General features: G+C 36.9%; 15 protein-coding genes. 2 read left to right on the forward strand and 13 right to left on the reverse strand.

The window, feature by feature from the left end; all coding sequences use genetic code 11:
• Nucleotides 1-19 precede the first annotated feature (19 nt).
• Nucleotides 20-2,752: a pitrilysin family protein gene (locus tag RTX21_RS17210; RefSeq protein WP_312769662.1), complete on the reverse strand. Its 2,733-nt coding sequence runs from the start codon at nt 2,750-2,752 to the stop codon at nt 20-22.
• 102 nt (nt 2,753-2,854) lie between these two features.
• Here RTX21_RS17210 and ruvC point away from each other — a divergent pair, with 102 nt between their 5' ends.
• Together ruvC and RTX21_RS17220 are read left to right on the forward strand one after the other, a co-directional pair.
• Nucleotides 2,855-3,409, forward strand: coding sequence for a crossover junction endodeoxyribonuclease RuvC (ruvC, locus tag RTX21_RS17215; RefSeq protein WP_312769664.1), 555 nt, complete (start codon nt 2,855-2,857; stop codon nt 3,407-3,409).
• A gap of 133 nt (nt 3,410-3,542) precedes the next feature.
• On the forward strand, nt 3,543-5,669 hold the full coding sequence (locus RTX21_RS17220; RefSeq protein WP_312769666.1) for a helix-turn-helix domain-containing protein: 2,127 nt from the start codon (nt 3,543-3,545) through the stop codon (nt 5,667-5,669).
• A 221-nt stretch (nt 5,670-5,890) separates the two neighbouring features.
• Here RTX21_RS17220 and serS read toward each other — a convergent pair whose 3' ends face one another.
• From serS to RTX21_RS17280, 12 genes are all read right to left on the reverse strand, one after another.
• Nucleotides 5,891-7,159, reverse strand: coding sequence for a serine--tRNA ligase (gene serS, locus RTX21_RS17225; protein WP_312769667.1), 1,269 nt, complete (start codon nt 7,157-7,159; stop codon nt 5,891-5,893).
• Between the two features lie 77 nt (nt 7,160-7,236).
• Nucleotides 7,237-7,752, reverse strand: coding sequence for a hypothetical protein (locus tag RTX21_RS17230; protein WP_312769668.1), 516 nt, complete (start codon nt 7,750-7,752; stop codon nt 7,237-7,239).
• Nucleotides 7,753-7,778: 26 nt separating this feature from the next.
• Nucleotides 7,779-9,680 carry an asparagine synthase (glutamine-hydrolyzing) gene (gene asnB / locus RTX21_RS17235; protein ID WP_312769669.1) on the reverse strand — a complete coding sequence of 634 codons (1,902 nt, stop codon included), beginning with the start codon at nt 9,678-9,680 and terminating at the stop codon, nt 7,779-7,781.
• Nucleotides 9,681-9,750: 70 nt separating this feature from the next.
• A complete protein-coding gene (locus RTX21_RS17240; RefSeq protein ID WP_312769671.1) occupies nt 9,751-11,013 on the reverse strand; it encodes a polysaccharide biosynthesis C-terminal domain-containing protein in 1,263 nt (420 codons plus the stop codon).
• Nucleotides 11,014-11,015: 2 nt separating this feature from the next.
• On the reverse strand, nt 11,016-12,149 hold the full coding sequence (locus RTX21_RS17245) for a glycosyltransferase (RefSeq protein ID WP_312769672.1): 1,134 nt from the start codon (nt 12,147-12,149) through the stop codon (nt 11,016-11,018).
• Nucleotides 12,150-12,191: 42 nt separating this feature from the next.
• A complete protein-coding gene (locus tag RTX21_RS17250) occupies nt 12,192-12,680 on the reverse strand; it encodes a hypothetical protein (RefSeq protein WP_312769674.1) in 489 nt (162 codons plus the stop codon).
• 158 nt (nt 12,681-12,838) lie between these two features.
• Nucleotides 12,839-13,624 carry a (Fe-S)-binding protein gene (locus RTX21_RS17255; protein WP_312769676.1) on the reverse strand — a complete coding sequence of 262 codons (786 nt, stop codon included), beginning with the start codon at nt 13,622-13,624 and terminating at the stop codon, nt 12,839-12,841.
• 49 nt (nt 13,625-13,673) lie between these two features.
• Nucleotides 13,674-14,990, reverse strand: a complete 1,317-nt coding sequence (locus RTX21_RS17260; protein WP_312769677.1) for a (Fe-S)-binding protein — start codon at nt 14,988-14,990, stop codon at nt 13,674-13,676.
• A 2-nt stretch (nt 14,991-14,992) separates the two neighbouring features.
• On the reverse strand, nt 14,993-15,943 hold the full coding sequence (locus RTX21_RS17265) for an MlaD family protein (protein WP_312769679.1): 951 nt from the start codon (nt 15,941-15,943) through the stop codon (nt 14,993-14,995).
• 125 nt (nt 15,944-16,068) lie between these two features.
• Nucleotides 16,069-18,210, reverse strand: a complete 2,142-nt coding sequence (locus RTX21_RS17270) for a SurA N-terminal domain-containing protein (RefSeq protein WP_312769682.1) — start codon at nt 18,208-18,210, stop codon at nt 16,069-16,071.
• Between the two features lie 131 nt (nt 18,211-18,341).
• On the reverse strand, nt 18,342-18,950 hold the full coding sequence (locus tag RTX21_RS17275) for a hypothetical protein (RefSeq protein WP_312769685.1): 609 nt from the start codon (nt 18,948-18,950) through the stop codon (nt 18,342-18,344).
• An 18-nt stretch (nt 18,951-18,968) separates the two neighbouring features.
• A complete protein-coding gene (locus tag RTX21_RS17280) occupies nt 18,969-19,556 on the reverse strand; it encodes a hypothetical protein (RefSeq protein ID WP_312769686.1) in 588 nt (195 codons plus the stop codon).
• Nucleotides 19,557-19,566 lie beyond the last annotated feature (10 nt).

Raw genomic sequence — 19,566 nt, forward strand, 5'->3', positions numbered from 1 at the left:
CGTTTTATAAAAATTACTTTTACTTCTTGTTAAAATCTCCTGCAAATACAGAACTCATCTTATCTTCACTGATGTACTTTCTTAGAACATCATTTACCTGAGAGACTTTAAGCGCCGAAACTTTCGCTTCCAAAGCATCATACTCATCCAAAGACTGACCGTACTGTAGTTGGGAATTGACCAAATTCATCAAAGTATTATCGTTTCCAAGACCTGTTTTTCTAGAGTTGAGCCAAGAAGTCAAATTAGATTTGAATTCTTCTTCCGTGAAACCATCTTTTACCGCTTTGTTTACTTCTTCTTTCAAAGCTTTGTTCACCGCATCTTTTTTGGTCGGGTTGAAGAACGCGTACCAAGCCCAAGATGCAACGTTGTTATCAATCGGAATATTGACATAAGAACCTGCGCCGTAACTGATTCCTTCTTTCTCACGAAGTCTGGTCGGGATTCTCGCCGTCAGGAAACCGCCGCTTCCCAACATTTCGTTGGCAATCACAAATGCTGGATAATCCGGAGATTTTCTGTCCATAGAGAAACTGATCTTCCCTACAGCCGCCCCGTTTTCTTTGTCCGGCGTCAGATAATCTTTGTCTTGTTTTTTAGTCGCAAATAATTCCGGTTTGATGAACTCGTATTTAGATTTGGAATCCCATTTCCCGAAAGTTGATTCTAATAATCCTGCAACCGTTTTGCTGTCAACATCTCCGATAACAGAACCAACACCGTTGTTTCCGCCTAAGATTTTGTTGTAAAAATCTACCAACTGTTCTCTCTTTACTTTCTTGTTATTATCAATCTGTTCCTGAGTAGAAGCGGTGTAGTAGATACTTTCCTTAGGATAATTTTCAGTGATTTTCTCAATCTCTGTGAAAGCGATAGACTGAGGGTCGTTCAGAGAACTTTCGAGATAAGTATTGTACTCGCTGATAGTTTTAGCCAATTCTGTTTCCGGAAAAGTAGATTCAGTAAGGATTTCTTTAATAAGAGCCGTTACTTTTGGCAAGCTGTCTTTGTAAGTACTGAAATTTACGAACAATGTCTGACCACTGAACCCGAAATTGATGTTAGATTTCCATTGGTCCAGCATATCTTGGATTTGCTCTTTGGTATGGGTTTTAGTTCCTGTTTTAAGAACCTGAGCCATTAGAGAACCAACGTCAGATTTACCATTCAAATCCTTAGCATTACTCACAGGGAAACGGAAGCTTCCCAAAACTTTTCCACCTTTGATATCTTTTTTGATCAAACCGTATTTCATTCCGTTGCTCAATTTGCCTTCTGTCAAATTAGCTTTCAGATTTTTGATACTCGCTTCGAAAGGTGCTGCTTCTTTCTCAAGTGCCTTTCCTTTGTAGTCATTAGTAAGGGAGGCGATTTGCTCATTGGTATATTCGATATTCTTCACTCTTACCTCATCTTTTGCAGGGATGAAAACGCCCACAGTTCTGTTATTGGCTCTGAAATATTTCTCAGCCACTCTTTGAACATCGGCTACAGTCAATTTTTCAACTGCATCTCTATAAAGAAAGCCTAATTTATAATTTCCAGCTCCAACAATTTCCGTTAAATTAATGGCATAACCAATCGTATTATTTTTAATATTTTCGATTTGCTTCAACAATTTAGCTTTAGCTCTTGCAACATCCTGCTCAGTGTATTTGGTAGTTCCAACTTTATCCAAAACTGCACGGAAATCATTCTCGGTTGCTTTGATGTCTTTATCCGCCGGAACATCCAATCCGAAATACATAAAACTAGCATCTCTAACAGTCGGCTGATATGCATAGATAGAAGCTGCTTTGTGAGAATCGATCATGGCTTTGTAAAGATAACCTGAAGGGTCAGCTGTCAAAATCTCCTGCAATGCATCCAACGCCGCATAATCTTTGTCCGCAAAAGGAGCCGTGTGATAAAGCGCTCCCACAACTTTACTATCTCCAGAACGTTTAAGCTCTACAAAACGTTCCCCGTCCTGAGCTGGTTCAACCGTATAAGGTGTCTCGAGAACTCTTGCGGGTTTTGCAATGGTTGAGAAATATTGAGCAATATATTCCAAAGCTTTTTTCTCATCAAATTTTCCGGCAACAATTAGCGTAGCATTGTCCGGCTGATAATATTTTTCATAGAATTTCCTAAGCGTTACGGCTTTTACTCTTTCTACATCTTCCTTACTTCCGATTGTGCTGTTTCCGTAATTATGCCAAAGATAAGCCGTTGACATGATTCTTTCCATCAAAACACCACTTGGGCTGTTTTCTCCAATCTCGAACTCATTTCTAACAACAGAAAATTCTTTATCCAGGTCTGACTGAAGAATGGTTGCATTGACCATTCTGTCTGCTTCCATTTCCAAGAACCACTTCAAGTTCTCATCATTGGAAGGGAAAACTTCGTAATAATTGGTTCTGTCATAATAAGTTGTTCCGTTGGCATTTCCACCTTTGTCAGACAACATTTTCTTGATGTCACCCAATTTTTTTGTGCTTTTGAACAACATATGTTCCAGCAAGTGCGCCATTCCCTTTTCACCATAACCTTCGTGCTTGGAACCAACATTATAAACGATGTTAATGACAGCATTACTTTGAGAAGCGTCTGAAATCAAAAGGACTTTCATTCCATTACTTAAGGAATATTCTTTGATTCCTTCTGTATTACTGATGAATTTTGGAGTTTCGGCTTTTTGAGAGAATACAGGTGTTGCATAACCTGCATAGAACACGACTGCCGCAGTCAGTAGAAGATTCTTCATATTTTGATTGTTAATTTTTTAGAGTTCTAAAATTAAAGACTTTTCCTTAAAAATAAATTTTTCATTCGGTTTTTATGAAAATCTTAACGTAATTTTGTCAATATGGTAGTGGAAAAAGTAATTTTAGGTGTTGATCCGGGAACCGCAGTAATGGGATTTGGGATTATTTCTGTCAAAGGGAATAAAATGGAACTGATTGCCATTCACGAATTGATTCTTAAAAAATATGAGAATCACGAGACCAAACTTAAAGTGATTTTTGATAAAACTTTAGCCTTGATTGATGAATACCATCCTGATGAAACTGCTCTGGAAGCTCCTTTCTTCGGAAAAAATGTTCAAAGTATGTTGAAACTTGGAAGAGCTCAAGGTGTCGCGATGGCTGCAAGTCTTCACAGAAACATTCCAATTACAGAATATTCTCCCAAAAAAGTAAAAATGGCAATCACTGGAAACGGAAATGCCAGCAAAGAACAAGTTGCAGGAATGCTTCAGAATCTTTTAAAACTGAAAGAATTTCCTACAAAATATCTTGATGCGTCTGATGGATTAGCCGTAGCTGTTTGTCATCATTTCAATTCGGGAAATCTCTCATCAGACAAATCTTATTCTGGATGGGATAGTTTCTTGAAGCAAAATCCGGATAGGATAAAATAGTTGATGATTGAAGGATGATTGTTGATGGCTTTTGTCAGGCTGAGGCTCTCGAAGCCTTTTGTTTAAAGCCTTATTCCTTTTTCTTGATTTTTCCCTCTTGATTCTTGTCTCCTGATTTTCTATCTTTGAATCGATGAATGACTCTCTTTTTGAAATCGTAGAACATACTAACCGAAGCATTTTCCTGACAGGAAAAGCAGGTACCGGAAAAACTACATTTCTAAACGATTTTGTAAAAAAAACCAAGAAAAAACACATTGTAGTTGCACCCACGGGTATTGCTGCTATCAATGCCGGCGGCGTTACCATCCACTCTATGTTCGGATTACCGCTCAGAACTTTTCTCCCGACCACGGAAAGAATCGACCAAAATCTGGCCAACAACATTGCGGATCTGATGCCGCATTTCAAATACCGAAAAGACAAACTCAAACTTCTTCGCGAAATCGAAATTATCATTATTGATGAAGCTTCGATGCTACGTGCAGATGTTTTGGATATGATGGATTTTTCTCTGAGACACGTCCGCCGGAATCAGCAGAAATTCGGAGGTTTACAGATGCTGTTCATTGGCGACCTTTACCAGCTGCCTCCTGTGGTGAGGGATGAACATATTCTTTCGATGTATTATTCATCGCCTTTTTTCTTTCATGCCAAGGCTTTGGAAGGAAGCAATTTCATCACGCTGGAACTGACAAAAGTTTACCGACAGACCGATGAGCATTTCCTGGAAATTCTCAACGCCATCCGGGACGGAATTACAGAAGATATCGATTTCGACACGTTGAATGAACGATACCAACCCGATTTCGACCCAAAAGATGAAGCTTATGTTTATCTATGTTCGCATAACAAAATGGCGGATGACATCAATCAAAAAAAGATAAAGGAGCTTGGTGGAAAATCTCATACTTACACCGCAGATGTTGTTGGCGATTTCAAGGAAACACAATATCCGAATGATGAAGTTCTGGAACTGAAAGTCGGCGCGCAGATCATGTTCATCCGAAATGACACTTCGCCTGATAAAAAATATTACAACGGAAAATTAGCACAAATTTCTTATCTCGATGAAGATGAAATCTCGGTAATTCTCGATGGAAGTGAAGAAGAAATCACGTTAAAAGCAGAAACTTGGGAACAGAAAAAATATTCTTTGGATGATGAGAAAAATATCAAGGAAGAAGTTCTGGGAAGTTTCAAACAGTTTCCAATCCGTTTGGCTTGGGCAGTTACAATCCATAAAAGTCAAGGTTTGACATTTGATAGATTGATCATCGACGCGGGAAAAAGTTTCGCTTCCGGACAGGTTTATGTTGCGTTATCACGTTGTCGAACTTTGGAAGGAATTGTCCTTAAATCCAAAATCACACCCGAAGTTATTTTCTCTGATAAACGAGTTTCGAAGTTTCAGGACGAGACTCACGCCAATTCCAAAATAGAGGAAATCCTCAATTCTGAAAAGTACGATTACAGCATCCAGAAAGTCATTAGAAGAATCGATTGCGTTTGGTTTCAGTCTGCTTTGGAAAATTGGATGGTTATCAGCAGAAGCAGTAAATTCATTGACAAAGAAAAAGCGGATTATCTCTATCATTGTTTGAAAGCTGATATAGAAAATTACATTACTATTTTCCAAAAATTCGAGAGAATCTTAGTCCAGAAAACTCAGAAGTTCCTGCAGGGCGAAGAAGAATGGCAAGAAATTGAAATGAAAGCAAAAGGTGCTGTCAATTTCTTTTTCACAAATGTCAATGAGAAAGTTTTTTCTCCGCTTAAGGATTTCTATTCCGAAACAAAAGGTGTAAAAGGGCTGAAAGCTTTTAATGAAGATTTTCGTGTCTGGCTGGATGATATTGAAGATTATCTTAAGGACTTGAAAGATGTTTATCTTTTGGAAACACCTTTATTCGATAAAGAAAAAGATGTGGAAGTTTCTATGGCCATCAAGAAAGTTCCAACTCACGTTTTGACATATCAATTGTTCCAAGACGGAAAAACAGTTTCTGAGATCGCAAGAGAACGAGGCTTAGTCAACTCTACGATCTTTGGTCATTTGTCAAAATATGCAGAACAGAATCTATTGGACAGAAACGATTTGCTCAGAATCTATCCTAAGGAAAAAGTGACTGCTTTTGAAAAGATTTTCAAACAGAGCCCAAAAGATAATATCAATGATTGGAAAGCCGCTTTGCCATCGGATTTTGATTATGGCGAGATACGATTGATCTGGAATTACTTTTTGAATTTGAAGAAATAGTTTTAAACGCAAAGCCCGCAAAGATTTATTTTCACTGAATGTCTTTAAGCTCACAAAGGTGCTTCGCTCAACAATACTTTTACACTAATTTTGTCATTCCGTAGGAATCTAAACTTAGCTATCGAGATTCCTCCGGAATGACAATATTGAGACTAATAATAAGAAATAAAAAAGTCGCAAAGTAAAATTTGCGACTTTCGTATTTATGTTAAAAATCTGAATTAATTGATCAATTCAAATCTCGCATATTCTGCGATTTTCTTTGGCAATTTGATACCGTCTGCGGTTTGGTTATTTTCCAACAAAGCGGCCATAATTCTTGGTAAAGCCATTGCAGAGCCATTCAGCGTGTGAACTAATTGTGTTTTGCCATCGCCTTTGTAACGGCATTTCAAACGAGTCGCTTGAAACGTTTCGAAATTAGAAACAGAACTTACCTCCAGCCATTTTTCCTGCGCTGCACTCCATACTTCAAAATCATAAGTCATTGCCGATGCAAAACCTGTGTCACCTCCGCAAAGCCTCAGGATCCTGTATGGCAATTCCAGATCTTCCAAAATAGACTTGATATGCTCTACCATTTCTTCCAAAACAGCGTAAGAATTTTCCGGTTTCTCTATTCTTACAATCTCCACTTTCTCGAATTGGTGAAGTCTGTTCAAACCTCTCACATGTGCACCGTAACTTCCCGCTTCTCTTCTGTAGCATTGGGAAAACGCAGTATTCTTGATCGGAAGGTCTTTCTCATCCAACAAAACATCACGATAGAGATTCGTAACCGGAACTTCTGCAGTTGGGATCAGATACAGATCATCTGCCCCAACATAGTACATTTGTCCTTCTTTATCAGGCAATTGTCCTGTTCCATAACCGGAAGCCTCGTTCACAACGTGAGGCGGATTCACTTCCAGATAACCTGCCTCTGTATTTTTGTCAAGGAAATATTGAACCAAAGCTCTTTGTAATCTTGCACCTTTTCCAAAATAAACAGGGAAACCTGCACCGGCAATTTTAACGCCTAATTCAAAATCGATCAGGTTATACTTTTTTGCCAACTCCCAATGTGGGATTGCTCCTTCGCCAAGACCTTCAACCGTTGTAGATTCATAAATGATCTCATTGTCATCGGCAGAAACGCCGGCAACTACCTTTTCATTAGGAATATTCGGAAGCTGGTAAAGTATGTTGATCAAGTTTTTCTCAGCTTCATTCAGTTGAGTTTGTAATTCTTTGCTGGATTCTTTGTATTGCGACGTTTGAGATTTTGCAGCTTCTGCTTCCTCTTTCTTTCCCTCTTTCATCAGAATTCCGATTTCTTTGGAGATCCTGTTCATTTCGGAAAGTTGTGAGTCCAGCTCAAACTGTAATCTTTTTCTCTCGTCGTCAGCATTTACAGCTGCATCGACCAAATCTAATTCCTTGAAGTTTCTTTTCTTCAAGCCTTCCAAAACGCGCTCTTTGTTCTCGCGCAAAAAATTAACCTGTAACATAGTTTGGTTGTTGGTTGATAGTATTTAGTAATCAGAAAATCAATTTCAATTCTCTGACGTTTGCAAATTTAAGGATTTTATTTCACGATTCTGACCACATTTCTCTGGCCCTGAACTTTTGTGAACTTCAGTTGCTCATTATACCAAAGTTTCGAAATTTGAAAAAGTGATGGTTTCCAACTGTATTCTATCCTAATGGTATCCTGACTGCTAAGAGTCGATACGGAATTTACGATTTTAAAATATTGAATTATAAAATTAGAATAATAGATCTTTTCTTGCGAATCGGATGTAATTGTATCTTTCAAAAGTCGAATTGCTCCAGCTGGATAATCCATATAAACTACAGTATCTGCATCTTTTGGAAAAGTCTGACCCGAGATAGGTTTGTCAGCTGTAGTTTCATCCAAAAGATCCAACAATGCAACAGAAGAATAAGACCCTGGTATTTTAGAATTAAGCATATCCTGACCTGTAGCGTTGTGAACATACATCATCAGGACCTGATCTATTATCTGGGTGTTGTCTTCATCTCCGCGGCAGCAGACCAATGTAAGTAAGGCAAATGCGATTGTAAGAAAGTATTTCTTCATAACACAAAGGTAAAATAAAAATACGTTTATCGGTTTTCAAAATATTTCTGATACCAAAGTTCAAATGTAACAAGTTGCCAGACCTTCACAGAATCATATTCATTATTTTGATTATTCCACCAATCATCAATGACTTTCGGGTTGAAAAAATCTCTCTTTTTCAGACTATCCAGATTTTCCAAAATAAACGTCTTCACCTTAGGTTCGGTTTTGATGAAATGTGAGAGCGGAAATGAGAAGCCTCGTTTTGGCATTTTCAGAATCTCGGGATGAACATATTTTTCGGCTACTTTTCTCAGAAGCGGTTTATTCTGAACCCCGTTATATCTTAGATTTTCCGGCAATGTTGAAACATAATCGACCAGGTCATTGCTCAAATAAGGATAACGGAATTCTACACCATATTTCATCGCGCTCAGATCATCACGGAAAACATGATGGGAAGACAGAGAATATTTCATATCATATTCATAAAGACCTTGATAATCTTTTGTTTCTGATAATTTTTTATTGTTTAAATCTGAGTTGATCTTATTAAAGATCTTTTTCTTAAAAACACTTTTAGTTTCGAAAGGCTTCATTCCAACCTGGCTTTGTCTGAAAAAATCCAGCATACTGTCTTGAGAAAAATAATTTTTGACCTTTTTTGAAAAGCTGTCATTGGTAAAAATAAAATGACGGATAAAATTAAATTTTCTCATAGGCTTCCATTTATGAAGTTTCAGAGAATGGGAATATCCCGCAAAAAGCTCATCAGCGCCATTCCCGCTCAAGACAACTTTGAATCCTAGATCTTTCGCATATTCGGCTGCATTCATGAGAACTTCCAGACTGCTGTAGGGTTCCTCGAAATGTTGGATATTTTCTTTTAATTGATCCAGCACTTCTTCATCGGTAACATTTTTTATATGATGAGGGATTTCAATTTTCTCAGCCATCAGAGAAGCATTCTTCACTTCATTTTCTGAAAATTGATATGCAATCGTAAAGGCGTTGATATCTTCTTTGTAAGGTTTTGATTTTGCCGTGATCAGGGTAGAATCTATTCCGCCACTCATCATGCTTGTCACTGGAACATCTGCGAAAAGCTGTTTTTCCACACTTTCTGAAAGTAGTTTATCAACTTCGGTAATTGCCTCTTGTTCTGTTATCTGTATCAATTTTTTCGTTGGGAATTGCCAATACTTTTCTTTTGATGATGAAAAATCATTCATATCAAAGATCAAAAAAGTTGCAGGCTCCAGAGAATAGATATTCTGAAAACAGGTTTCAGGAGCTAATGTGGTCTGAAACAGAAAATTAGTATAAACGCCTTGCCAATTGATCTCGGGCGTGACACATTCATTTTTAAGGAGTGCTTTTATCTCGGAGCCCCAAATCAATTCGTTTTCTTTTTTATAATAGAACAGAGGTTTCATCCCTATCCTGTCCCTTGCCAGAAGCAACTTTTTTTTATCCAGATCGACCAAAGCTATGGCAAACATCCCGTCAAATCTGGAAAGCATATCCGTTCCCCATTCTTCATAAGACCTTAAAATAACTTCCGTATCAGAATGACTTTTGAAATGATGCCCCAGATCTTCTAACTCCTTCCTTAATGTTTTGAAATTATAGATCTCCCCGTTGAATGTGATCGTAATCCTTTCATTGTCAGAGAGCATCGGCTGATGTCCTTTTTCTGATAGGTCCAGAATAGAAAGCCGACGAAATCCCAATGCGATATTAGATACTGAATCTGGTAGAACCGGAAATGTATTTTTGACTTTTTGTGTAGAGTTCTCGCCAGAAAAAGATTGTCCTTGTTGTCCGTCCGAGAGCCAAAACCCTTCATCATCCGGACCACGATGCCGGATCGCATTATTCATCTCCAAAATATTCTTAGAGGAAATTCCTTTCTTTGATAAATAATAGCCACAGATTCCGCACATGTCCTGATCTTTTTCGATTCGTAAAAATAAGTTTTTGATTTCTATTTCTAAGAACTCCTGAATAGAAATATTAGTATTTTTTCCTGGAAAAAGTTTGTATCAGATTGGTAATTTCACTTTTTGATATCAAATAATCCTGAATTTTGAAATCTGTGGTCCGATAGAATTTCCAAAACAATATCGATCCTGAAACCAAATAAGAAGCTGATGTTACAAAACATGCGCCCCAAATCCCCCATCGCGGAATAGCAAAATAAGAAAGGATAACTGTTATAAGTAAACCTATAATTGATTTTACATTTAAGATCTTAAGCTGCTTGACCGCAGAAAAATAATAGCCGATCATATCACTTATTGCTATTGCGAAGATCCCGGGAGACAGCAGAAGCATAATTTTTTTGGTCTCGCTAAATTCATTTCCGAAAATCAAAACATAAACTTGTGCCGGAATAATGATAATTCCGATAAGAAAGACAAGCATGAGTGTGAAAGAAAGCTTGAGCGAAGATTTTGTCTTAACAACAGATTCTTCTTTGCTTTTAGAATTGACCACATCGGAATAAAGAACGACAGCAATACTTCTTGTGATTGTCCAAATCGCTTCGGAGAAAGTAATACCAATAGAAAAAATCCCAACTGCAGCAATGCCTTCAAAATATTCTAAAAAATAAAATGAAAGCCTGTAATTCAGGAATTGGACAAATGCACTCAATTGTGTTTTCCAACCGTATTCGAACATATCGATGAATACTGTTTTTGAGAACTTAAAATCTCTGATCTTGCATTTTCTTATGATCTGGTAAAAACTCAATAAAAATAACAACATCAGACATAAGGTCTGAGCAAGGAAATAAACAGAAACGTCTTTTAGTTTTACAAAATAGATCAAAACTACTATGAACAAAACGTGCATCAGCTGTTGTAAAACCGTATAAAGGTTGAACATCTTGATATTCTGAGTTCCTATGAACAGACTTATATTGGTCGTAAGCAGCGATGAAAACACAGAAATACCAATAAGATAATATAAATATGAATTCTGAAAAGAAGCAAAACTGAAGAACAAAGGAACAGAAATACCTACAATTATAGACCAAACATAGGAATACATCAGAACTTGCTCTATCTTGAATTTATGAGCAAAATATGATGTGCTGCTGCCGGAGAAAATACTACTGAAAAAACTTACAATGGCAACATTTGCAATGACAATCGAAATTGTTCCTTTTCCCTCGCTTCCCCAGATATTGGTAGAAAAGATGACCAAGCCAAAACTTAGTATCAATATCAAAAATCGGGAAATGAAAGTCTGAACAACTTTGAGCTGCTTCATTTTTAGCTTTTTGGTAAAGAATTTTCAATAAAGTTAACGAAAGAATCTCTAATGATATCCCAATTATATTTTTGCACAAATTCTCTTCTGGCAGCTTTTGCATGTAGGTCATAAAACCTAGAATCAGAAATATATTCTTCTATACAATCTGCAATATATTTAGATTCTTTTGGATCTACTAAAAACCCGAAACCTGATACATCCATATGCTTTCGAATCCCCTTCAAATTGGAATAAATAACAGGTTTTCCAGCTCCTATATAATAAAACAGCTTGATAGGAAGGGAATGATGATTCTCAAAATTAAATTCCCTTAAATCAAAACAAACATCGGCATCCGAAAAAGCCTTTGTAAAATCTTCAAATGATGTCGGTTTTCTAATCTCTATATCTTTGATTGATAATTTTGCAAGCTGACCATCGAAATAGACCTGGTCTTTTTCTGTTCTCGCAGAGCCTATGATGAGGATTTTAATGATCAATTCCGGTCGCCTTTTTGCAAGAATTTCGATAGCTTTGAAAAAATTCCCAATTCCCTTATCCTCAGAAAGTGCACCTGTATAACAAAGTGTGATCTTGTTATTTTCGATTGTTCTTATATTCTCAACAACGAATTTCTGATCCGGATAATATGGCAAAATAAGTTTCTTTTTGTAAGGGAAAAAATAAGCCAGTGGAAATTTTTTGGTCTCTTCCCCAAAAATAAAGTCTGTACTTAGAAAACCAGCGTATAGCTGAATCAGAAAAAACTTGACCCCATGAATCAATTTCATCGGAAAATTATGATTCTGAAGCATTGTCATCGCAGGATACCACTCTGTAATATCGTAAACAACACTTATCTTTTTATTTTTTCTGAATTTGTGAGCTGCAATTACCGCAATCGGTTCCGAACAGATAATGGAATCCGGCTGATAATCTTTACAAACCTTCAAAAAAGTTTCTATTTTTTGCCTTGAATTTTGGTTTAGTATTGAGTATGATTCGATTTGAATATTGCCAATAACTCCTGTAAATTCTGAACAAAGGCTACAAATTTTCACATCAAAACCACGTTTCACAAGTTCCGTTGCCTGATGATAAAAAATCCGATCATCATCATATTTGTGAGCCGTGGTCAGGAAAAGTATTTTCAAAGTGTGATCTTGAAATTTATTGAATCTGGAATTTAAAGAAAACTAAGCAATAGATGAAGCCCAGCTTCTTGCAAAAGGTTGTAAAAAATGACTGAGAAAATCCAGATAAGTATTTTTAGAAAAATCAAAAACCTCGATGTCTTTTGATAATTCACCACTTCTGATCTTACTTTTGAAGTCCGCCAGTTTCAAGGTTTTAACCTCTCCGTTTTCTACATAACTGGCTTTCATCCTGTCAAACAATCCCAGATCAAACTCAGCGTCCAATTCTCTCATTACTTTTCCCAAAGCATCTATACTACAGCCAGAAGCGGCTTCTTTTTCCTCGTCAACACAAATGATAATGAATTGATTTTTTTCGACTTTGAAAGACGAAGACAATTCTTTTCCGTGTGCTGCCCAATCGCCTAAGAAATCATATAACTTTTCTGCAATAACTTTACTTTCTTTCGCTGTAAAAGGTCTGGAAGCTGGGTATATGATGACGCGATAATCGTTTGTTTCTACAATGCTGGATTCCTCGATTTTCATAAGAAGATATTTATTGTTCTTTATTTGTCTTATGGAATCGCTATCGGCGATTTCATTGCTATAATTTTGAAGATATAAAATTACGGATTTTTTATCTAAAATGTAAAATGAAAATACCTCAGGAATCCTGAGGTATCTTATTATAATATTATAGGGATTTATAGATCTTCCGCTTCTGCTAAAAGTTCTACAATATCTTTAACTTCTACTTCTGTATTTTTATTGAAATGTTTAACACCATCCGTCATCATCGTATTACAGAAAGGGCAACCTGTAGCGATGATTTTTGGCTCGAATGAAAGTGCTTCCTCGGTTCTTTCCACATTGATATCCTTATTCCCTTTTTCAGGTTCCTTGAACATTTGTGCACCTCCAGCTCCACAACATAAGCCGTTCGTTTTGCAACGTTTCATTTCTACCAATTCAGCATCCAATTTCTCCAACAACATTCTTGGTGCTTCATATTCATCATTCGCTCTCCCGAGGTAGCATGGATCGTGGAATGTGATTTTTTTTCCTTTGAAACTTCCGCCTTCTATCTTCAGTCTTCCTTCCTGCATCAATTGCTTTAGGAATTGAGTATGATGCATTACTTCATAATTTCCTCCAAGACTCGGATATTCATTTTTCAAAGTATTGAAACAATGCGGACAAGCTGTTACTATTTTCTTGACTTCATAAGCATTCAGAACCTCGATATTCGTCAAGGCCATCATTTGGAAAACAAACTCGTTTCCGGCACGTTTTGCAGGGTCGCCGGTACAAGATTCCTCTTGTCCCAGAACAGCGAACTCAACATTGATCTTGTTAAGGATTTTGCAAAATGCACGTGTGATCTTTTTCGCACGATCGTCAAAACTTCCGGCACAACCTACCCAAAAGAGAATTTCGGGAGATTTGCCTTCCATTGCATATTCTGCCATTGTTTTTATAGTGAAATCCATTTTCTGTAAAATGTATTTTGTATTAATGAAAAACGTACTTTACTCAAAATCAGTCATTAGCCCAGTTCAAACGATCTGCCTGGTTATATTGCCAAGGTGCAGCATTGTTCTCGACATTGTTCATCATCAGATTCAATTCTGTAGGCGCTGCGGATTGTTCCATTACCAGGAATCTTCTCATCTCAAAAATGATGGACAATGGGTCAATCAGAACAGGACACGCTTCTACACAGGCATTACAAGTGGTACACGCCCAAAGTTCTTCTTTGGTAATGTAATCATTCAATAGTTTTTTTCCGTCATCAACAAACTTACCCCCATTTTTATTAAGATTTTTACCGACTTCTTCCAGACGATCTCTGGTCTTCATCATGATCAATCTTGGAGATAATTTTTTCCCCGTGATATTCGCCGGGCAGACAGAAGTACATCTTCCACATTCTGTGCAAGAATAGGCACTCATCAACTGATGCTGATTGAGGTCAAAGATATCTTCAGCTCCAAACTTCGCAGGAGCTTCCGCCTCACTTTCAACGGGAGCCGCATAAGGGTTGGCATTCGGGTCCATCATCAACTTGATCTCCTTCGTAACAGAATCCAAATTGTTGAACTTGCCTTTTTTCTCAAGATTCGCAAACCATGTATTCGGAAAAGCTAAAATGATATGAAGATGTTTGGAATAATACAGATAATTCATAAAGAACAAAATCCCGACAAAGTGAAACCACCAAGCTGATTTTTCTATAATATGAAGTGTTTCCAAACTAAAATTCTGAAAGAAAGGAAACAAATATTTTGAAATAGGAAAATTAGAACCAAAACGAACTGAATCCGAATAATAATCTGCACCGTTCATCGTGAAGAAAGCGACCATCAAAGAGAATTCGATGATCAGGATCCAATTGGCATCTTGTTTTGGCCAGCCGAACAATTCTTTCATCGTCAATCTCTTGACACCATAAAAATTTCTTCTGATAAAAAACACGACAACTGCCAATACGACCAAAGCCGCTAAAACTTCTAAGGTCCCTGTAAAAAATGAATAAACAGAATCCCCTAAAATGCTATCTAAAAAACGATGTGTCCCGAAAATCCCGTCAATAATGATCTCCAATAATTCTATATTGATAATCACGAATCCGACATATACAAAAATATGTAGAATACCGGCAATAGGACGTTTTACCATTTTACTCTGCCCAAGAGCAACTCTTGTCATGATTGCCCAACGCTCCGATTTCCTGTCAGTTCGGTTGATCTCTCTGCCTAATTTGATATTGCGATATAATTCTTTTAGACTTTTGGCAAATAATCCAAAGCCTGCCACCAAAAGAATTAAAAAGATTACATTGTCAATATATTGCATAGTTATTTTTTATCCGAGTTTTTTCCAAAAACAGAGAAATTCAAATATCTTTTTGGGTTGGCCTTAAAATCTACCACTAGCTCATTAAGATTATTAGAAGTCTTTGTTAGATTGTTGTAAAGCTCTTCATCTTTTGCCAATTTACCAAGAGAACCCTCTCCGTTTTGTATGCCGGAAATAACGTTATTCAATTTATTAGCAGTCTGATTAAACTGATCGATTGTCCCATTCAATTTCTCAATATCCACACGTTCAGCAACAGAGCCATATTTATCCAATGTTTTATTGGCTGTTATCATTGCTTGATTGGCGCTTGCAACCACTTCGTGCAGACCTTTTTCGTTGCTCGCCAAAATACCGTTGGTTCTATCGGAAGTCGCTTTGAAGGACTCGATCGTCCTGTTGAGATTGCCCAGCAATAATTTGATCTCCCTTCTATTCTGCTCATCTACAATTTTATTAGTACTTGCTAAGGTTGAATCTAACTTCAACAAGACTCCGGACAATTGATCTTTTACCGGTTTTACTTGGGAGGACAATGAATTCAGCATCGATAATTGATAATTACCTTTTAAAGTATCTCCGTCTTTTGCTGTATCTCCACCGTAGAATAGATTGATCTTGATCTCTTTTCCAGACATCAATCCCGGTTCGAAGATCTCAACCGTAGAGTTCTTTGAGAATTCAAAATTATCATCAACTGTCAATTTCACGACAAAATGTAATTTTCCACTGTTGGCTATTGGTTTTATCTCATCTACCTGTCCTACTTTTAATCCATTTATAGAAACGGGATTGGAAACAGAAAGACCTTCCACATTGTCATACTTTACATAGAAGATATTATCAGTAGTAAAAAGGTTTTTCCCTTTCATAAATTGATAAAGCACGACAAAGCTAATAATAGCAAATATGGCAATCAATCCTGTTTTTAATTCTTTACTTAACTTCACGTTTTTGTTGGTTTTTACTAATTAGCAAATATAAGAATATTGGATCTATAATTATTATAAATAAAAAAACAACAAAAGCGACAATCATGCCGCTTCTGTTTATTTTGATATAATATTGAATCTAATTATTGAGCCGCTTTGTCCCAAACTTCTATTCTATAATCCTTGATATCGGCATTATCCTGAAGGCTCTTTAGGAATGCACCTGTAAACTGTTGAGAATTCTGCTGATTGATAGACTCCGTGATCTGTTTGATATCTCCTGGCAATTTGTTGGTCTTAACAGATTTTTTAACTACCAGATAAACACCTGTCATCCCTTCGATTGGCTGAGATAATTTGTTTGCAGCTACTCCAAATGCAGCTCCAGCAACTTTAGGTTCCATCGCTCCATTTACAGCAGGATTGAATAGGTTGACATCTGCACTTCCTTTTGTAGTGCCAAAAGCTTTTGCTGCCTGATCAAGAGATGCATATTTTCCTGCATTGATCTTTTCGATGATCTTCTTAGCAAGAATTTTATTCTTCACAACAGGTTCGATCTGATCTCTTACAGTTTCCGGATCGGCAAGACCTTCGTCCTGTTTTCCTACAACGTAGGCTACGATTCTGTCACCTGTTCCTTCTACGGTAAAGATGTCTGTATCTCCAACATTTCTTTTCTTATCGAAAGCCCAAGCAATCACATCAGAATCTTTATCAGTATTAAGACCTGGAAGCGTTCCCTGGAAACGGCCTACAGATTTAGGATTATCGAATCTGTATTTATTTTTTTCAGCCAGACTTTTGAATTGATTAAAGCTTTTACCTTCTGTCTGTTGGATAAATCTTGTAGCTTGGGTCAACACTTGGTTTTCTGTTTTGTCAGAAGCTTTGATAGCTTTAGCAAGGTGAGCAATTTTGTAGGTCATTGCCCCAGATTTTTTGTCTTCAACATTAATAATGTGATATCCGAAAGCCGTTTCCTGCAATCCTGTTGCTCCTTTAGGATTATTGGCTAAAAAGCTCAAATATCCTGGCGCGAACTGACTTGCCGGAGTAGTCCAGCCTACACTTCCGTTTCTTTCAACAGCATTTGGTTCATCAGACAATTTAAGTCCATCAGCAAATTTCGAAGGATCAGCTTTGATGACAGCCAATAAACTATCTGCAGTTTTCTTAGCTGCCTCTTTAGTCCTGTTAGACGTTGATCTTTCGGCACCTTTATAGGCAATCAGGATATGCTTTGACAAAGTAGAGTCAGATGCTTTTTTATCTAATAATTTTGAAACCACATAAAGGCTTTGCTCTTTGTAAGGTCCAAAAGTCTGACCGATTGCGGCTGTGGCAATTTTATCTTTAAGTTCTGCTGGCAATTGTGTAGGACTTACATATTGAGGAATAAAGGGAACATCAGAATTAAGCTCTACAAACATTGAGTCATTCTTTGTATTTTGAAAGTTCTCTGTTCCGTTAGAAGCATCTGTTCCTTTAAGGAAAAGCTTGTTGATCTCGTTAAGCGTTGCTGCATCATCCTGTGCACTTGGTGCAGCTGGGAAATAAGCATATGCCAAGTTTCTGCTTGCAGTTGCTTTGAATCTTGTTGGATGCTGCTTGATATAGTCAGCAAGATCCTGAGTTGTAACTTTTACGTTGTTCTTTTTAGAAAACTCAAGATAGTCAACTTTTACGAAATCGATGTTGGCCATATCATCACGGAACTTCATCATCAACTCAGCTTCTTTTTTGCTGGTCGTGATACCAGAGGTCAAGTTTCCGAAAAGCATTCTTGCCATCATTCTGTACTCGATTGCTTTTTTGTTTTTCAACCAATAAGAATAACTTTCAGGATTCGTAGCTTGAGACGCTTCTATTTCTGACTTAAGTTGCTGCAGTTTGAAATTTCCTTTTTCATCAAAGTATTGCTGACTTTGAGCAAAAATCGGGTCATACTGAAGCTGACTCCAGAATATCTCGTCTGTAAGTTTCAGCCCCATTTTATCAAACTGTTGTTTTATCAATTTTGACTGGACAAGAATTTGCCAGGCTTGCTCTTCAAGACCTTTGGTCGGTTGCCCTTGTTGCTGGGCCTGTTGCTGCATTATGAAAAGCTGGTCGTTGAACTCATCTCTCGTAATATCGTCACCATTTACCTTCCCGAAAACATTCGGATTCTTTGAAAACATCTTGTCAAAGGTGTCAGCATTAAAAAGAAATGATACTAATCCTAAAGCTATGACGCCTAATAATAGCCACGACCTTTTTCTAATTTCGCCTAAAATTGCCATTTTATATTATGTGTTTATAATCAGTTTGCGAAAATACATATTTTTAAGAGAATAGGAAAAATAATTTGGATACATTTGTAAATGTGCCTGATAAAATAAAAAAACCTCTAAGATTTAGAGGTTTTTTTATTCTATTTATCGTTTTTCTTATCCAGTATCTTTTCGCGCATTTTGCCTTCGTTCTGGAAAAGCTTCAAAACCTGTTGTGGCGTCAGAATCTTTAAAAATTTGTCCGCATAATTTCTTCTATTATTAAGTAACTGTTGCCCAACTTCAAAACTCTGATTCAATCGATTGGTTGCCTCCTCATCAGAAAGTTTATCAAAATTCTTATCGGAATTGAATTTTTCCTTTATCTGTTTCTGATTACTCTGATATTCAGCGAAAAGACTTTTGAACTCCTCTTGTTTGTCTGCTGGGATGTCCAGGTCATCAATAGCTATATTCTCTTTCATTTTTTGGAGAAAAGCCGAACGTTCCTTTACGGACATATTACTTACCGCTGTTCTTTTTTCATCGATATTCATCGTTTTCCATTCAGATGCTCTAGGAATACTCGTTTGTCTCTGATAAGTTCCAGCAGGCGATAAAGATGATGCTGACGTTGAACTATTTCTTAAAGAAGAATTTGGAGTGCTTCTTTGTGTTGTATTTGTATTTCCCGATCTGCGTTCTTGTCCTCTTGCTGTGTGCGCAGAAAATAATCCTGCGATCAAAATAGTCAATAACAATTTTTTCATCTCTCTAATATTTTGTTATTAATTATAAAGGTCAAGGTAAACATCCTGTTCACTATTTCTATCAATATCTTTTATCTGGTCGGGAGTAAAAGCTACAAGAACTTTTTCAACTTCAGATTCAGATCTTCTTTTTGTTTCTACAGCATAACTTTGTCTATCTGTATTATCAAAACTATTGCTTCTATGATTTTCAGACTTAGCTAAGTTTAAATTATTAATAGATGGATGCGATTTCAAATGCTCAACTTTACGCCCAACAGATGGAGTTTGATTTGAAGCAGAATGATTATCAGCCATTGTATTGGCAGGTTTTTGTTCAGTAGAATGAATTTCGTAAACGCTATCAATAATTGGTTTTTGTTGAGCCATTTGCATTTCTAGATTATCATTAAGTCCAAAAAACGCAGTAATTCCTGCAATCAAAACAACTGCTGCCGCAGCCATCCACTTGAAATTCGGAGAGAAAATTTTTGCTTCTTTCTTAACTACAACTTGTTGTTCTCCAATTGTTTTCAAAATCACATTATCCTGAAGCGTTTTGAAAAAATCGTCCGAAGGCTCCGGGTAAGGCATTTTCCTGTTCAGTTTTTCTATATCGATTTTCATAACTTTTATA

The organism is Epilithonimonas sp. (assembly GCF_032054305.1).
Lineage (GTDB): Bacteria > Bacteroidota > Bacteroidia > Flavobacteriales > Weeksellaceae > Epilithonimonas.

Excerpts from the sequence above, each read along its gene's own strand:
- RTX21_RS17210 (WP_312769662.1), bottom strand. The coding sequence starts at position 2,752 with ATGAAGAATCTTCTACTGACTGCGGCAGTCGTGTTCTATGCAGGTTAT.
- ruvC (WP_312769664.1), top strand. The coding sequence starts at position 2,855 with ATGGTAGTGGAAAAAGTAATTTTAGGTGTTGATCCGGGAACCGCAGTA.
- RTX21_RS17220 (WP_312769666.1), top strand. The coding sequence starts at position 3,543 with ATGAATGACTCTCTTTTTGAAATCGTAGAACATACTAACCGAAGCATT.
- serS (WP_312769667.1), bottom strand. The coding sequence starts at position 7,159 with ATGTTACAGGTTAATTTTTTGCGCGAGAACAAAGAGCGCGTTTTGGAA.
- RTX21_RS17230 (WP_312769668.1), bottom strand. The coding sequence starts at position 7,752 with ATGAAGAAATACTTTCTTACAATCGCATTTGCCTTACTTACATTGGTC.
- asnB (WP_312769669.1), bottom strand. The coding sequence starts at position 9,680 with ATGTGCGGAATCTGTGGCTATTATTTATCAAAGAAAGGAATTTCCTCT.
- RTX21_RS17240 (WP_312769671.1), bottom strand. The coding sequence starts at position 11,013 with ATGAAGCAGCTCAAAGTTGTTCAGACTTTCATTTCCCGATTTTTGATA.
- RTX21_RS17250 (WP_312769674.1), bottom strand. The coding sequence starts at position 12,680 with ATGAAAATCGAGGAATCCAGCATTGTAGAAACAAACGATTATCGCGTC.
- RTX21_RS17255 (WP_312769676.1), bottom strand. The coding sequence starts at position 13,624 with ATGGATTTCACTATAAAAACAATGGCAGAATATGCAATGGAAGGCAAA.
- RTX21_RS17260 (WP_312769677.1), bottom strand. The coding sequence starts at position 14,990 with ATGCAATATATTGACAATGTAATCTTTTTAATTCTTTTGGTGGCAGGC.
- RTX21_RS17270 (WP_312769682.1), bottom strand. The coding sequence starts at position 18,210 with ATGGCAATTTTAGGCGAAATTAGAAAAAGGTCGTGGCTATTATTAGGC.
- RTX21_RS17275 (WP_312769685.1), bottom strand. The coding sequence starts at position 18,950 with ATGAAAAAATTGTTATTGACTATTTTGATCGCAGGATTATTTTCTGCG.
- RTX21_RS17280 (WP_312769686.1), bottom strand. The coding sequence starts at position 19,556 with ATGAAAATCGATATAGAAAAACTGAACAGGAAAATGCCTTACCCGGAG.